11 protein-coding genes are annotated in these 17237 nt (G+C 50.4%); 3 read left to right on the top strand and 8 right to left on the bottom strand.

The window, feature by feature from the left end; translation table 11 throughout:
• Positions 1-162: 162 nt before the first annotated feature.
• Positions 163-759, top strand: a complete 597-nt coding sequence (locus tag LX87_RS26955; RefSeq protein ID WP_111631424.1) for an RNA polymerase sigma factor — start codon at positions 163-165, stop codon at positions 757-759.
• Positions 760-1115: 356 nt separating this feature from the next.
• Entirely contained in the window at positions 1116-2309 is a 1194-nt protein-coding gene (locus LX87_RS26950; protein WP_111631423.1) for an MFS transporter, read from the top strand.
• Positions 2310-2578: 269 nt separating this feature from the next.
• On the opposite strand, the gene LX87_RS26945 is transcribed toward LX87_RS26950, so the two are convergent.
• From LX87_RS26945 to LX87_RS26930, 3 genes are all read right to left on the bottom strand, one after another.
• Complete coding sequence (locus LX87_RS26945) at positions 2579-3655, bottom strand: hypothetical protein (protein ID WP_111631422.1); 1077 nt, start codon at positions 3653-3655, stop codon at positions 2579-2581.
• Positions 3656-4674: 1019 nt separating this feature from the next.
• Positions 4675-6327, bottom strand: coding sequence for a hypothetical protein (locus LX87_RS26935; RefSeq protein WP_111631445.1), 1653 nt, complete (start codon positions 6325-6327; stop codon positions 4675-4677).
• Between the two features lie 58 nt (positions 6328-6385).
• Positions 6386-7351, bottom strand: coding sequence for an amidohydrolase family protein (locus LX87_RS26930; protein WP_111631420.1), 966 nt, complete (start codon positions 7349-7351; stop codon positions 6386-6388).
• A gap of 530 nt (positions 7352-7881) precedes the next feature.
• On the opposite strand from LX87_RS26930, the gene LX87_RS26925 reads away from it, so the two are divergent.
• The gene (locus LX87_RS26925) at positions 7882-11070 is read left to right on the top strand and encodes a putative Ig domain-containing protein (RefSeq protein ID WP_170139483.1); all 3189 of its coding nucleotides are present in this window, start codon (positions 7882-7884) and stop codon (positions 11068-11070) included.
• 356 nt (positions 11071-11426) lie between these two features.
• Here the strand turns inward: LX87_RS26925 and LX87_RS26920 are convergent, their stop codons facing one another.
• From LX87_RS26920 to LX87_RS26900, 5 genes are all read right to left on the bottom strand, one after another.
• Positions 11427-11858: a response regulator gene (locus tag LX87_RS26920; RefSeq protein WP_111631418.1), complete on the bottom strand. Its 432-nt coding sequence runs from the start codon at positions 11856-11858 to the stop codon at positions 11427-11429.
• A gap of 294 nt (positions 11859-12152) precedes the next feature.
• The gene (locus LX87_RS26915; protein ID WP_111631417.1) at positions 12153-13274 is read right to left on the bottom strand and encodes a hybrid sensor histidine kinase/response regulator; all 1122 of its coding nucleotides are present in this window, start codon (positions 13272-13274) and stop codon (positions 12153-12155) included.
• 58 nt (positions 13275-13332) lie between these two features.
• Complete coding sequence (locus tag LX87_RS26910) at positions 13333-14394, bottom strand: sensor histidine kinase (RefSeq protein WP_111631416.1); 1062 nt, start codon at positions 14392-14394, stop codon at positions 13333-13335.
• Positions 14395-14397: 3 nt separating this feature from the next.
• Complete coding sequence (locus LX87_RS26905) at positions 14398-16320, bottom strand: PAS domain S-box protein (RefSeq protein ID WP_111631415.1); 1923 nt, start codon at positions 16318-16320, stop codon at positions 14398-14400.
• Between the two features lie 227 nt (positions 16321-16547).
• On the bottom strand, positions 16548-16997 hold the full coding sequence (locus LX87_RS26900; RefSeq protein WP_146624574.1) for a hypothetical protein: 450 nt from the start codon (positions 16995-16997) through the stop codon (positions 16548-16550).
• Between the last annotated feature and the right edge of the window lie 240 nt (positions 16998-17237).

The raw sequence follows: 17237 nt of genomic DNA, 5'->3' as shown, positions 1-17237 counted from the left end.
GCTACCGTCGAAAAGAGCATACAAAGTAATCCTCGGTTAAAAAGAGCTTTTACCAACTTTAGAGGAGTTTTGGGACTTATTTATCCTATGTTCAGACGATTTAATAGGAGCCATAAGCCATACTCATATACCATTTATTGTACCCTATAACTAAATTTCCTCATGAAAGTAATTGCGCTGTACAATGAAGAGGATCTGCTCGCTCGAATCGTCATGGGTGATGAAAGTGCTTTTGTTACCCTATTCCACCATTATAAGGATAAAATTTATTCAGTCGCATTACGGCTTACGGAATCGACCTTCATAGCCGAAGAAGTTGTTCAGGACATTTTCTTAAAGCTTTGGTTAAAGAGGGAGGCACTTTCCATGATCAAAGATTTTGAAAGCTATTTGTTTATTATGGCCCGAAATCAGGTTTTCTCTGCGCTGAAAAAAAGTGCCCGCCAAAAGCAGTTGGCCGATGACCTGGCGCTGGAAATACCCACTTCAGAAAATGCTACCTATAACGCATTGTTCGGCCAGGAATGTGAAAAAATTATTGGAGAGGCTGTGGATCTTCTGCCCCCGCAACAAAAACAAATCTATTTGCTCAGTAAGGAACAGGAGTTGAAACGAGAAGAAATAGCCAAGCTTCTACAAATTTCTCCAGATACCGTAAAAGCGCATCTATCCAAAGCGATCAAACGCATTCGTGCCTATAGAAACTCTCAGCTCGGCACCCATTTTTTCTGGCTTGTTTTTTTATTCCTGAAGGACTAGCAGCCCTGCACGTTATAGGTCAGCACGCGTGGGCCGACTTCCCAAAATGTATCGTATTCCATAGATTCTTTCCGGTTATGTTGTGGCGTCACTGAGCCAGTAGACCGGTGAAGTCGCTTGCGATGGTAATGAGCAAAGAACCGGTGTAAGGTTTCTTTCGCGTCGTAATACCTACTAAATCCGTGATGCTCCAAAACCTTCTCTTATAGAGACTAATCGCGCCGGCACACCGGCTATTTTTACAATTTTGTCCAACCATTCATTGAGGGGATAAGTGAAACCCGCATTATTGAAGTTAGAATTGAATCCTCCTTTAGTATATATTTGGCTGCACCCCTATTTACCCTTTTTTTTTAATGACTGTAGCAATACCAGTAGGGCAGGTTTTAAAAGCCCGCCTAGCCACTCAATTGATTTTTCTGGTTTGCGGCCTTGGAATGTCCAGTTGGGCACCGATGGTTCCCTTTGCCAAAGACCGCTTAGCCTTGAATGACGCCGACCTGGGCTTTTTACTGCTGATGTTGGGCGGTGGATCTATGCTGATGATGCCCACCTCGGGTTGGCTGGTAGGGCGCTTTGGAAGCCGCATCGTCATGGCCGGTTCCGCGCTGGTTATGGCTCTGGCCTTACCACTGCTGCTCATCCTCTCCTCCACGGCGGCAATGGCCACTACGCTATTTATTTTTGGGGCTAGCATTGGCACCATTGACGTAGCAATGAACGCGCATGGCCTACAAGTGCAGAACCTCTCTGAAAGGCCCATCATGTCGTCCCTGCATGGCCTCTTTAGCGTGGGTGGTTTGCTGGGTTCCTTAGGCTTGGGCTTTTTGATTAAGCTGGGACTCAATCCGGTCTATGCCGCCGTCAGTATTGCCAGCTTGATGATTCTGATCACGCTCACTCAATACCAATCCTTATTCCCTTTAAAAGTTGAGCAACAGGCGGTCGCTCACTTCTCGCTAACCAATGATAAACCAACACCGGGTAACCAGCGGTTGAGTTGGATAGATAGCAGAGTTATCTTTCTGGGGCTGATGTGCTTTGCTATTTTTCTAGCCGAAGGGGCCGTCCTGGATTGGAGTGCCATCTTTCTACGGGATCATAAAGGAATCGACGCGGAGTTTGCTGGCGTGGGCTATTCGGCCTTTTCAATTGCCATGGCCGCGATGCGGTTAGTGGGCGATAAGCTAGTAGCCCGTTTGAAGAGTAAAATGATTGTAGTGGGAGGCTGTTTGCTAGGAGCGGTGGGGCTGGGCATGGCCGTCCTGAGTCCCTGGGCCGTGGGGGCGGTGGTCGGCTTCGTCCTGTTAGGCTTAGGAGCGGCCAATATTGTGCCTGTATTTTTCAGCCAGGCGGGTAAGCTGCCGGGTATTTCGCCGACGGTAAGCCTACCCGCTATTACGACCATGGGCTATACCGGAATGCTGGCAGGTCCGGCGTTATTGGGTTTTATCGCTCAACATTTTTCGTTGGGTATCGCTTTAGGGTGCTTAGCCGGACTGTTGGTAGTGGTGGCACTGAGTTATAGCATGAAAAGAAAAGCGGCTTAACAAGGAGCGGTTTCACTGGTCAGCTTATATTATTCTTTATAAGTATGAAACAAACCTCTTTCGTTTGATACGAACAAACATGCATCGATACGCTTCTTAAAATGGGGTGTTTTAAGAAACATCTGTTAATCATTACGATTCATGAAAAACGTAGGGACTTACCTATAACGCCAACTACGTCTATGTATTCATGCGGTCGTTTCACCTATTACTCCACATGTGTAACACAATTTCGCTTCTTATTCGAATCGAACAATACGCCACTGGCTTCATATGATCGCTCTTTGAGGAAATGACGCTTTCTTTACCAACCGGCTCCTCACCCTGGCTGCATCAACACCGACCGCAATTTTAAGATTAAGCTGCGTCCCGCTGTATTTTTTGATGAAGTTAGAAGGATTGACCGAGGCCCGGATGCGGTAAAAAAAGAAGACATGACCCTTCGGGTTGCTGTTGGTTTTGAAGATTCGATTGAGCTCCAAACCGACGACGGGACTATACCCATCAACTCGGCGTCTGTCATCCTGGCTGGATCGGGCCGGGGAAAATTCGTTGATCCCCAAGCCGACATAAGGCACGGAAAGCCATTTACCTCTGGGAATTTTTATGCCATAGGTTAGTTCTATCGAGGTCCAATGAGTTTTCATTGCGGCTGGCCAGTCCCCTCTACTTTCAAGTCTTTTTCTTGTTTGGTTTAAACCTAAATTCATATCCAGGCCAAATCTAGATCTTTTTAGATCCAGATTGAACCCATAATTAACTCCGGTTGCATCGGTAAAATGGTCCTTCGTTTTTCCGGCGAATATACTCCGGGTGATCCCCGCGAAAAGCCCGATCTGGAAGTTACCGACCGTTTTTTCTTCCATTACTTCCGGCGTAGCGTGCAACAGATCGGCTATTTTGGTTTCCCATTCCGCCATTCTCTGAGCGTAATCCCGTCCGGAAAGCTGTTCAATCATATCTTTTCTGAGTCGCGAAATTTCATTCTCTGCTTCAAAAAAAATACGGTCCATAGCCGTTTTAATGGAAGCATCTTTCCCGCTCAGCTCGCCAAGTTCAAATGCCTTCCATTCAATCAACCTGCTCTGATAACCCGATAGATCAAAAATAAGCTGGGCATAGCGAAGTGACCACTCACTGGAATCGGGCAGTGAAGCGGTTGCTCGGTTCAATATCGCAAAGGAATGAACGATCGGTAGGTATTTTCCTGCTTTTAAAGGCTGAACGGTATATTCGTAGTGGATTACCACATCAGCAAACACCTGTGTTGTAGCAGGATTGATCGAAAAATGGCTAGACTTGAGTTTTAATCCTTGATGCCATCGCAAGGTATCCGATTGAGCCATGCAGAGGTTAAGGACGAACAGAAGGAGAAAGGTTGAAAGCGTATTTTTTTTTATCACAGGCCTGTAATGGGTTGATGGGATGAAAGTCGCCCAGGAGATGGCTACTTTTCAGCCGACTATTTTCGTGGTGCAATTTAGCTCCGTTTACCTAGCTTTACACAATCGGCTTGTATTCTCTTACCAGTATCGTTATAGCTGTCAGCATGCGTGGGCCGACTTGTCTGCCTAACTCCTGATTTCCGCATTAGACAAACTCAAAAAGGCTCAACTTCATTCTATTAGTCAATCACTAAACCAATACCCACGCCACCCCAGGGAGCCAGTTTGCCCGAAACAAGGGGCGTAAGCTGAACTTTCCAGAAACCAGTGGCACGATGATTACAGGCATAGTAGCCTCGAAGCCCTAAAAGTGGACTCCAGCGATAAACCACTTCGTCTATAGCTCCTGCCAAGTAGGAGCCACCAAGCCCAACTTCGGCCATTAATGAGTTGCGAGGATTTCGGGGAGGGCACCCTTTCACTTTCCCGTTGAGCACCCGATTCCACGTCAGCGAATGAGGTAAGGTCAGCAGGCTATACCCCGTGAATAAGTGTCCTACTCCGGCTCTGGCTATAAAAAAGCTCTTCCTGGATTGGAGCAGAGCCCATTCGGCATTGATGGAGAAAACAGGACTAACTCCTCCTACCTCAGCGGTCACAGCCCATTGGCTAGGCTTTCCATAGGGCTTACGAAGTTGAGCTACTGCTACCAAAGGCAGCAGTAGGAGAATGGAGATAAATCGGGCGAGTGACAAAGCAAACCATCTTTTATCGTCTCAACGCTTCATAGAACAAAACAGTATATTTCTGTCAACCCAAGTCCTGCTTTTCACAGGTTAAAAATAACCTTACAATTCGCACTATTAATTTTTCTGAACCTGTACAGTGGAGCAGGCAAGTCCAAAATAAATCAGTCAGAAAAAGGTCCCGACCGATTGCCGGAACCGCGAAGGGCCCCAACGTCGGCAAAGATGGATACCTCACTGAGCGGTAGTAACCTTTACATCCCGGAACATAAACGGGTTGTCGCTGATTCTCAGCGCCTTGCCACTGGCAGTTGTTATGTTTTTGAGAATCACCTCTTTCGTAATGACATAGGGAAATTTTTCCCGGTAAGAAGCGTCTGTCATTCCCGGATTGAAATTGGCGAAAATGGCCGGACCCCGGTAATTTTCCGGATGTCGGGAGTCGTCGATACGGAGATTTTCAATCGTGATTCGTTCCGGCATATAGCAGGTGTAACCGAAGTCGTGCTGACCGGAATTGGAGCCGCCGATCAGATCGGCACTGACGGGTTTACCACCTGCGGGTACGAAAACACAGTTGCGAATGACGAGCTCTCCCTGCCAGGTACTGCCGTAGTCGGAGCGCAGGTTGACAAGGCTCCTGCCGCGAATGGTCGAATTTTCTATCAGTAAGACCCCGCTGCCAATGGCATTGATTCCCATGTGCCCCAGGGTCGAATTACGGATGGTGGCATTGGCAACCCCCTGGTGGGCATCAAACCGCGAGAGGGTACAATGATCATAAAGCAGATTTTTGCAGAAGTTAGAACCCAGAATGCCCCAGTACGTATTGTCGTTGATGTCATTGGTCTGGCTGCAATTCACGAACGACACGTTCAGCGCGCGGTTGACAGAAAGATCGTATGTACCCATAGAAACCGGCTTACCGGCTGCGCCAATGGTGCTATAGGTCCGGTGTCCGGTCAGGATGGTGTTTTTCACCGTTATATAGGAGCAGTCACCGACGTTGATAAAACCGCCATAGGGCGCACCGTGGTCTTCTTCGCCCGTGATGCGGTGTTCCAGCCCGTCAACCAGCACATTGGACCGCCGGATGGCGATATTCCGGTTATAATACGTATACTTTGATTCGGCTTTATTGGCCATGGTGGTAAAACGCCCGCCGGTGATTTTCAGCGGTTTCTCGTCGATGGGCAGAGCGTTTATCTCCGTGATCTGGTCGAAATCCCAGATGATCGGGGCGTTTTTATCTACGTTGCCATTTTTATCCACGACAAAGATATCGGTCTGCGCAGATCCATTGTTTTGGTTAAGTCCAAACCGGATGTAGTGCTTTACGTTGGTATTCGTCACCGTGATCAGGCATGGCCCCGGCAAAGCCGCATCGATTTTCTGCTGGTTCTTCTTCAGAGACGGTATCGTTTCGAGCCTGAACGGTTTGAGGTCTGAACTAACCGTAAAAACAGAAGCATTGCGATTTTGCACCTCCGTGTCGTCAATCAGGAAAGCGGCCGTGCCGAAATCCGTGTCAGTCTGGATAAAAGCCGTGCGCTCCTTTCCTCCAATATAGTAGGTGGCACCCTCATCGGCTTTCACCAGCAGGCCGTGCCGGTTGGCAAAGGCATGGGTGGCCGCGATGGCGTCGATATCGTCCGTTTTGCCGTCGCCTTTGGCCCCGAAATCGCGGTAACGAACCAATCCGGCGGCTTTGTACCTCGCCACATCCTTCGGGGATACATTCACCTGCAACGCCCCGTTTTCGTTCGTGTATACCCGCGTCTTTCCCTTTTCGGATGTGATCACTACCGGGTCAAGTGGGCTTTTAGGCTGCCCGTTGGTCACCAATGCAAAAATTACCAGGAGGAATGTCAGGAGCGTATACTTCATCATACTCTGAGTTGGGTTAGGAGTCCTTACCTTCCGAAAAGTCAGTGGAGCCCCGTCTCTACTCAGGCTGTAAAGGGTCGCGCTTTTGCCACTTGTAAGCAGCAACGGAGTTTTTCCAAAAGTACTTTTCGGCTACCCTTCGACTTTTTGCGTTGAAGTATTCTTTAACCAGGCCCAATCCGGCGTGAAAAGGCAGCCACCGGTCACTATTGGGCCAATCGCTTCCGTACAGCAACCGATCTTCTCCGAAGATACCAAAAAGCTCATCCAGCCGCGCCCGGTAGAAACTAAGGTCCCGGGGAATCGTTCCGTTGTCCACTCGGCGCAGGACTTCCGAAATTTTCACATACACCTGGGGCCGCTGGCCTAACGCCTTCAGGTGGGCTTCCGTGGCCCTTCGTTGCGCAGCCGCTTGCGAAGGGTTCATTTGGGGTAGATGATCAATAATCACCCGCAAATCCGGCACCTGATCGGTGACCCGCACCAGAGAAGCAAGCAGGGCGGGATTGGGGTTTGCCGCGTCCAGCGTTAGCCCGGCCTGGGCCAGAAAACGAAGGTCCGATACAAATTGCGGATTCGACAGTTGCTGACCAAGATCACGTTCCCAGAGATTTCCGTTCCGGATTCCACGAAACAGCGGGTTGCGCTGGAAGCGTTCGAGTTGTGGGCGAAAATCGCGCTGGCCGGGTTCGAGATTACCCACTGTTCCAACAATAATTTTGTCCCGGGCAGCCACATCGAGTACCCACTGGTTGTCTTCCAGCCAGGGACTGGCTTCCACAACAATGGCCCCCACCACGCCCAGCGGTGCCGCGATCTGGCGATACCGTTCTGGCAAGGCAGGTTGGTAAAGAACGGTATCTTGTTTGGTCGGCCACGGCACCCCCTCGGGGCGATTTGTGTCGAACAAGTGAATGTGGGTGTCAATAATGGGAATGGCCGTTTTATCCCCCTGGTTCAGGGAGGTCAGCCCGGTTGCAGCAGAAGCACCGGCGGCTATGGCTAGAAAATTCCTGCGGTTCATTGGCCTGAAATTAGTGATTCCGAACAAACTTAAAAGGATTGTCCAGTACTCTTTTAATCAGCTAAGCAGGCACCGCTCCTGCACAACCTGAACTAGTTGAATTAACCGACAAAGGGACTGTAGCGCTAAAATAAAGCGATTAACGGCTATGGGCACACGATCAATACCGAGTTAGACAACGCACGTGAGAACCAGTTTTTTACCGGGACGTCAGTAACCGTCGATTGAATTCGTCTTTCAGTACCGGAATTGGTACACCTAAAGCGTGAAAACGCTAAAATTATCATTCTATTTTCAGCACATCTTTTAGCGTACTAAATAAAAAAGAGCGTATGAGATTAACTTTTTACCAGACTAAACGGATTGCTCTCATTTTAGCCTTATTCTTTCTTCATTTAAAAGCCTGGCCGCAGCTAATCCTCACGTCCCCCAGCCACCGGATCGTTTATCAACGGAATCAAAATAACACAGCCTATATTCCCATACGCGGAAATTGGCCAGACAACACAAGGCGTATTGACGCCCGGGCAGTGGCCCGGGATGGACAGGGCCAGACAACGGGCTGGTTTACCATTGCAACCAGTTCACAAAACGGACAATTCCAGGGTAGCTTGCCGACCACAGGCGGATGGTATAATGTGGAAGTACGCGCCGTGGCCGAAAACGGGCAGTCTGGAGCGGCCATGATCGAGCGCGTGGGGGTTGGTGAAGTCTTTCTGATTTCGGGCCACTCGGTTGCGCAGGGGCAGGACCTCAACCTGGGCGGCAGTGATGATGATCGGGTCAACACCGCACCGGTTTTGCCGGGTACCCAGACCTACGCCGACTATGAGAGAACCGCAAATCAGGATTATTTGCCCCGTAATTTTAGTCATTATAGCTCCGGCGTAGCACCAGCCCCATTTGCGCATGGTACGTACTTTTGGGCCAAAACGGGCCAATACCTGGCGCAACGGCTCAATGTACCCATTCTGATTTTTAATGCCGGTTTTGGCGGCACGAATCTGGAACAATGGGCAAAATCGGCGCTTGGACAGCAGTTTGACCATCCATTCGTCAATTCCTCGATCGGTATGCCCTACCGTAATGTACGGAATGCGATTGAGCTTTACATTCGCCAAACCGGTATTCGCGGTATTCTCTCTGATCACGGACAAAACGACTGGGCCAATACCAATGAAGACCAGGTACTGCAATACTACCAGACCTGGGTTAATCAGGCCCGTTCAGATCTGAATTTCCCGTCGCTAGCCGTTGTGGTCAACCGCAAGACCCCGTTTAATAATGCGCCCGTAATCCGGCGGGTTCAGGAACGGATGAGCCGTCTGGAAAACAGTTTTCCGGGTCCCGATTATGATTTGTTATCGGCAAGCGACTTTAGCGACGGCATTCACCTGAGCTGGTCGGGCACGGAGAAAGCGGCCCGTTATTGGTCGGATGCCCTAAACGATGCGTTCTTTGCCAATGCGCGTCCGTATGTCCTGACAGCACTTTCTTCTGCCCAGCCGGTTGACGAAAACCCGCCTACTGATCCCGGAAATCAGCCCCCCGTAGCACCCACGGTTTCGGCCCTGTCCGCTACGGTCAATTCCTTTTACACCTCACCGGCTTTACCTCATTTCACGGACCCGAACAACGATCGGCTGACCTATTCGCTGACGGGTCTACCTGCCGGATTAAACTTCGACAGCGGCACGCGGATTATCTCGGGCACCCCTTCCCAACAGGGCACGTTTACACTGACGTATACCGCCGATGATGAAAAAGTCAGAAGCAGCGTAAATGTCACCCTGACTGTGAATGGTGGCACAACGGCTCCGGCGGCTAATTTTGACGGTTATCTGACGCAGGAAGCCAATTGTAGTACGCTTTCGGGATGGGCTTTTAATCGCAATGAGGTCAATGCGCACGTAACCATCGATTTTTTTGAAGGCCCAAGCATTGCCGCTGGAGTGCCAATCGGTTCTATTTTAGCCAGCAGTTTCCGCCAGCATTTGAAAGACGCCGGCAAGGGCAATGGTGAACACTGGTTTGATTTTCCGATTCTCGAAAGCCTGAAGGATAACCAGCGGCACACGATCTGGGCCCGTGTGCAGGGGTCTGAGTTTGTCTTAAAGTGGGCTCCCAAAACCATCCAGTGTGCGGGCAGCGGTACACCCCCGCCAACAGGCAATGCCGCCCCCGTCGCCCCGGCGCTGTCGCCCTTATCAGCCACGATCAATGTGGAGCTCCCAACCACGGTTTTAGCCGCCTTCACCGATGCGGAAAATGATCCGCTGACGTACACACTCACGGGCTTACCCGAAGGCTTAAGCTTCAATGCCAGCAACCGCACGCTGTCCGGTACACCCCGCAACAGCGGGAGCTTTACGCTCACGTATGCCGCCAAAGACCCGACCCATGCACCGGTCAGCGTCAGTTTCAGCCTGATCGTAGCACCGGCAGACGGAGGCCCTGGTCCAATTGTTAGCGGCAATTTCGATGGTTATCTGGATGGCGTTAACTGCAATTCACTTTCCGGCTGGGTCTGGGATCGTGACAAACCCAACACGCCCATAACCGTTGAATTCCTCGATGGGGCCACTGTGGCGACGGCCGTTTCCTTTGGTACCGTTGTCGCTGATATTTACCGGGACGATCTGAAAAACGCGGGCAAGGGTAACGGGGCACACGGATACAGCTTCGCAACGCCCGAACACCTGAAGGACAACCAGCGCCATACGATCTGGGCCCGTGTGCAGGGGTCTGAGTTTGTCTTAAAGTGGGCTCCCAAAACCATCCAGTGCGCGGGCAGCGGTACACCACCGCCAGCAGGCAATGCCGCCCCCGTCGCACCGGCGCTTTCGCCTTTATCGGCCACCATCAATGTGGAGCTTCCAACCACGGTTTTAGCCGCCTTCACCGATGCCGAAAACGATCCGCTGACGTACACGCTCACGGGCTTACCCGAGGGCTTAAGCTTCAATGCCAACAACCGCACGCTGTCCGGTACGCCCCGCAACAGCAGTACTTTTACGCTCACGTATGCTGCCAAAGACCCTACCCATGCGCCGGTTGCGGTCACTCTACTGCTGACGGTGGGTACTGATACCGGCACACCACCACCCGCCAATGGCGGCAGTGGACCTGGTAATTACGAAGGTTTTCTGGATGTAGTGGAATGCAGCAGCATCGGGGGCTGGGTTTGGGATCGTAACCGGCCTACCACGCCGATTCGGGTCGAATTTGTGGAAGGTAATACGGTCATTGGCAGCACGGAAGCCAATATTTACCGGGATGATCTGAAAAACGCTGGCAAAGGCAACGGAGTGCATGGATATAGCTTCGAAGTACCCGCTTCTTTGAAGGATGGTCAGCCTCACTCAATCAGTGGACGTGTGCCGGGCAGTAATTATACCTTAAAGTGGTCCCCGAAAGGATTAGTCTGTCCTAGCGGAGCACGGAAAGGGGTTGAAAGTGCCGCTCTTAACTTTGTAAATGTAAGCCCTAACCCCAGTAAAGGCCAGACGCAGATCCAATACCGCATCAATACGGGTCAGCAGGGTGAAATTCATGTAATCGACATAATGGGTCGATCAGTCTGGAAGAAATCGGTAATCGGCACGAGCAAAACCGAGCATGAAACCATCGATTTAAGTGCGTTTGGAGCTGATAATTATTTGATTCAGTTACAGACCGATCAACAAATCTTTTTCAAGCGCCTTCTGATCAATCGCTAAGTTTGTTGAGCCTCCTCAGCCGGGGCTATTCATTAAAAGGTGTCAGGAGTAAGGTTAACGCTTTACTCCTGACACCTTTTTTTGTCCGTTGAAACCACACATCTGACGGGTATTTAGGCCAAAGGCAACCGGCAAATCCGGCAAAGGTATTTCACGGAAAAACCAGGGCTGGTTTACAAGGTTAATCGCTCGGTCAGGACGGGTTAGCAGAAGTAACGGAAAGCCGTGTAATCGGATGAAGCTGGTGAATATCCGATTAAGGGCCGTCCAGCTTGACAAGTCCTGAGCGGTATCTGCTTTCCGTAGTGGAAGAAATGGGGGTGGGTGCGTTAAACACTCACGGTTCATGGGTCTGTTTACTGACCTATGCCAGCAATCCGGACCGTATCTAACCAGTAGCTGCTCGTAACCTCAATCAGCCGGGCCAACTCCTCAAATGAGCCCGGTTTGCGAATATAGGAGCTGGAGCCAGCCTGATAACACTCGACCATCCTCCCATTCGAGTTAGCCTGGGTAAAAATTACAACAGGAACCTGATTAAGCGCGGGATTGCTGCGAATTTGTTGCAGCAGGAGCAGGCCATCCATTTGAGGCATCAATAAATCCAGCAGAATCAGGTTCGGAATCGGCGCATTCTTTTGCATCAACCGGTTTACTACTTCCCGACCACGGGTGTAGCATTCCAATTGACAATCCGGGCGTACTTTCGAAAACGCAATCAGCAGTATGGTGCAGTCGTCGTCATCATCGTCCACGATAAAGACAAGCTTTTTTGAACCGGTATGCATATAGTGACAGAGTTTGGAGATGTCTGATAAAGATAACCTTTCTTTGACACTCTTGTAGCTGCCGCTTAATAAGTTAGCGTTTTACAGTTGCCGTGTACCTCGGCCAGAACGCTCTTCAAGAACCGCTTGAGCAAGCCCGTTACCCGCGCCGTTCAGGCTTTTTAGCGCTATACAGCAGCAATACGGTTTGCGAAACAGCTTCAATACGCAATCCGTCACTTCGAGTGAAAGCCGTTTCTTGCCGAACGGTTTTATTTGCCATTTGCATACGTCAGCGATTAGCCAGGTAACCGACTATCTCGACCCGAAGGCCGCCTGTTCAGTAATTCCCTGAAAAGTCACCGTAACCGCAGTGGTTGCGTCAGGCCGGGTTTCAATTGCCAGCGTGCCTTGATTTAATTCCAGCAGCTTGTTGACGATGGCCAGACCCAGACCATCTCCTTGCTGGTCATACTGCTGGCGGTCAACCTGGAGAAAAGACAAAATATGGGTCCTGTCTTCCGGCGTAAACGGCAGCCCCTGATTCAAAACCGTCAGTTGGTAATTCGTTCCCTGCGGGTGACCGATGATTTCGATGGGATGGAAACCCTCCGAGAACTTGTGAGCATTGTCAATCAGTTCGGCTAAAATAATGTTCAGGCTCCATTCCGGAAGTGCAAGCCGGGTTGTTTCCACCGCCAGCCGGACCGTAATTTCCTGATCGTACCGTTCATTGACACTGCGGATCGACTGCTCAATCACCCGGGTATCCAGTTGAGTCGTTCCCAACGTATAAAAAGAGTAGGCAGAATGCGCAGGTTCCAGATTCCGCAACTCATCCATTAACCTCCGGTTATCCAACGACCGCTTTAAGCGTAAACCATTGACTTTAATCATCGTCAGCATGAACAGGTTGTCTTCCTGATCGTACTCGTGATAATGGTTGATCAACAGCGAAACGAGCCCCAGAATCCCATTGAGAGCCGTGTTGTATTCATTACTGGTTACGCTGGCGATCATCTGGCTGATTGCTTCCAGCCGATTTTTCAGGTCGGTTTTTCGCTGGGCTTCGCGCTCCAATCGGCCCTCAATAGCCTGCAACAGGCTGTCCATTGTAAAAGGCTTTTTCAGGTAGTCATCCGCTCCTGAAACCATTCCCCGGCGTACATCCAGTTCTTCGGTACGGGCCGTCAGAAAAATAAACGGAATCGTAGCCAGCGAACGGTTTGAACGAATGACCTCCAGTACCTGGTAACCATCCATCTCGGGCATTCGAATATCGCAAATAATCAAATCCGGCGGGTCTAGTATCGCTTGGATAATGCCATCCCGACCATTGCCGGCCGTTGCCACCTCATAGCCGTACAACCCCAGAATATCCGAAACATTGTCCCGAATCTTGGTCTCATCTTCAATATACAAGATTTTAAGAGCCATGCGATCAAACGGTTTTTAAACGTAAAATCAGAAGAATAGGCTTAACTTCATCGTTTACTTAGTCGGATTGATTACGGGGTAATCTGATGGTAAAAGTAGACCCTTTGGCTTCCTGGCTCTGCACCGTCAGCGTCCCACCGTGCAACTCTACATACTGACGGGCGATGACCAGCCCCAGACCGGTGCCCTGAATGGTGGTCGTATTGCAAGCCCGGAAAAACGGTTCAAATAACTTCGGAAGGTCACTGGCCGGTATGCCAATGCCGGTATCAATAATTTCCATGACCAACCTCTCGGGTTCAAATCGAATTACCAGACGGGGTTCTTCCTGAGCGAATTTAAAGGCATTAGCCAGCAAATTGACCAGTACCTGAGTGATCAGTTTTTCGTCCAGGTAAGCACAATACGGTTGGCCTTCAAACGAAGTCTGAACCTTTCGACCATCGGGCCGGTGGCTAAAATGGCTGCCAATAACCTGCTGACACAGGGTTGGCACATCGACCCGGTGCGGATGGAAAGAAACCTTTCCTGCTTCAAGGGCACCGATGCTGAGCAAGTCCGAAAGCAGCTCGTTGACGTTCTGAACCTGCTGTTCAATCAGATTCAGGTGCTTATCCATATGGGGTCGGGCAATTTCTGATGGTTTATCCAGATACAGTTTCATCAGATAGACGCTGGTAACGATTGTTGTCAGGGGCGTCCGGAATTCGTGCGAAGCCGTCGAGACAAACTGCGATTTGAGTCCGTTCAACTCCTGCTCCCGCTGCAACGCTTGTTGCAGCGCTTGCTCGGCCTGCTTGCGCTCGGTTACATCCCAGGCCACACCAATAACCCGAACTGGCTCCCCTTGCGGGTTCCGCACCACCAGCGCCTGGTGTTCGACGTAGATCAGCCTTCCATCAGGCCGGATAATGCGGCTCACATTCGCCAGCCGGTCCTCGGGCGAGACATGGTGCGTACCGGCCAGAAAACTCGCCCGATCGTCGGGGTGAACCAGGTTTATATACTCCCGCAGGCTCCAGTCAGGTCCCTGGGGTTCAATACCGTGCAATTCCCACAGCCGGTCATCCCAGATCAGTTTACCCTGCTCCAGATCATCCTCCCAGATTCCCTGACCCACGGCCTAGGTGGCCAGCTCAAACCGCTGATTCAGGTTCCGTAGCTGGATTTCAGCCGCTTTCAGAGCGGATATATCCGTAACGATCCCCACATACCCAATCAGCGCCCCACGGAAATCCTTTAAACTACTGATGACCAGAAGAATCGGCACCTGCCGTCCGTCTTTCCCGATGATTATACACTCCAGATGCCAGTAAGACTGGTTGGCTAAGGCCGCATCAAACACAGCAGAAGGCCGGTAGCCGGATGTAGGGCCCTGGAATGTAATAATAGGCAGAGGCTGGTCGGCAACGCCCTGGTAAAAGCCGGGAATGCGGCCAATCAGCTCGTCGGTGCGGTAGCCAATTAATTTTTCAGCCGCCGGATTGGCCGTCTGGATAACTCCGTGGATGTCGGTTGAAAGAATGGCCTGACCGGCGTGCTCCAGAATAGCCTGATGCAGGGCCGACAACTGTCCGATTTCGCGGGTACGGGCTTCTACTCGTCGCTCCAGATCTTCGTTCTGTTGTTTTAGTTCCTGATCCTGCTGCTGTTGATTCAACACAAAGGCCAACTGACTGGCCACTTCCTGGGCAATCTGCCGGTGCTCCTCGGTAAAAAAATCAGGAACCGTGGACAAGAGCGTGAACGCACCCATACACTCATGTTGACGGTACAGAGGAATAATGATCATGGAGCGGAAACCCTGTTCGAAAGGGTTTAGCTCAGACGGAAAATCCAGTTTATGAGCCTTTAAGTCAGGTATGTATAGGACCTGGCTGGCCAGTGGAAGCCGATCTGTCAGGTAATGCGCAGAAAAAGTAAGATTCGGATTCACCTCCAGCACCCCCTCCGCTAAGCGGTACTCGGCCGTTGCCTGATCCGATTCTTCATTGATCCGGAATATCGTCAACCGTTCACAAGGCACCAGGGCATTAATATGCTGCAAGGCGGTCAGCAGGGGAGACTGTCCGGCGGAATAAGGACTTAATAGGGCCTGATCGATGGTGCGCAAACCGGCTAAACGCTGGTTCGCCCGCCGGATGGCAGCCTGTTGCTGTTGACGGTATTGCGCGTTGATTATCAATGCGCTGAATGTTTTTAATAAATAAACATCCTTTTCGTCCCAGGCTTTTGGTCGGTCGATGGCATAAAACCCGATAAAGCCCTGGGGGTCGCCGTCCCGAATCATGGGTACCACAATCAGCGAACGAACCGCAATGGAATCAAAAATGGACTTTTCATGGGCGGCTTCGGGCGGCATGCTTTCGGTATTCAGCTGAATAACCTGCTGTTTTCCCAGTTGCTGATTCAGCCAGGCGAAAAGAGTCGTCGGTAAATTCTGAAATTTATAACTGCTGGAACGGATGCCGGGAGCGCACCACTCGTGGGTACAGCTACCCCGTTGCTGATCTTCCGAATAGCTAAAAATGGCGGCCCGGTCCGCTCCGGTAAATGCACCGATCTGCGCGAGCGCATCGGTAATGCAAGCCTTCAACTCGCTGTCTTCCAGGGTCAGGAGCCGACTTGAAAAGGTGGATACGATGGATTCCATCGCCAGGCGTCGCTGAAGTTGCTGGTCTGCGTTTTTTTGCGGGGTAACATCCTCAATTTCCGCCAATACCTGGCCATCAATTGAACTTAGACTCAGGTGGAGCCAGACGTCCTGGTTGTTGTATCGATAGCATTCTTCAAACTGCTGGGGCTTTCCGGTCTCCAGAACAGCAATTAAAGGCTGAAAAACCCGATCCATCTGGTCGGTTGAAACTAACTCACTGAGTAATCTTCCCGTAAGTTCATCAACGGTTTGGCGGAAGATCTGGGCAAAAGCGGTATTGACCAACCCGAACCGAAAATCAGTATTCTTTTTCCGGGAATTGCGGACTGGCTTTAAAAAGGCCACTCCTTGTCGGGAACGGTCAAACCAGGTATCGATAAGCTTTACCATGTACACATTAATTCATAGGACCTTACAGGGCAAGCCTTACAGCCATCAGCGGTAATTGTTGACGAAGAAAATTTGGTTGAAACAATAGGTAAGGTATACCGGCTCCTTTGAAAGCAGGTTAAATGCGCTACCGGGTCAACCCCTCCTTTGCCATCCGATCCAGTGTCCCGGTTTCAGTTAAAATCTCCTTGCTAAATATAGTTTATTTTCAAGAACTAATATAATTTTTAATAACTGACTTTCTTCTGCGTCGATCGGATCAAAAACGTCTTAATAAACAGGGTATCAAGAAAAAGGAAACACAAAGGCCGGGTCGATGTTTCGGAAATAGTAGAAAAAGTAAGAGAATTGGGGCCGCCTGGCTCACGCTGCAATGGAGTAGCCAATGGGCGTTGTGCAACAGCCACGGGTGGATAGGTGATGGCCTGAATCGCCCGGAGCGTCTCCAGAATCATTTCGTAGGGCTCACCGGGGCAGAAGGTCGTCAGCACATCAACGGTCCACTGGCGGTTCCGGGGTGGGGCAACGGCAGGCACAACATTCCAGTAATGATACCACTCATGCAGCGTTCTGGGCAGTTTATAGACAATTAAAATACTGAGTAAAACGAAAAGCCAGGTGTACCCCCGGTTTTCCGGCTGAAAATAAATCAGTGCGAAACAGCCAAGACACACCACGCCGGTAACGATCGGGTAAATTGGGTTATGGGGGGTTATTTTCTACAGGCAGCTTTTTTAGGTTAATACCCTGGTACAACACGTTCTTTGTACCGGTTCCTGGAGCAAAAATCACCGCAAATAAGACGCCTAGTGTTGAAAAAAGTACCCGATGGCGCAGAATATGTCAACAAAAGGTAATAACTGCCAAAATTCCATCTAGGATTCCGATTCGTTGGCGGCTGAGGGGATGAAAACACC

This window comes from Larkinella arboricola (genome assembly GCF_003259745.1).
GTDB lineage: Bacteria > Bacteroidota > Bacteroidia > Cytophagales > Spirosomataceae > Larkinella > Larkinella arboricola.
Note: the sequence above shows the minus strand (reverse complement) of the source record. Positions and strands in the feature narration are given on the sequence as shown.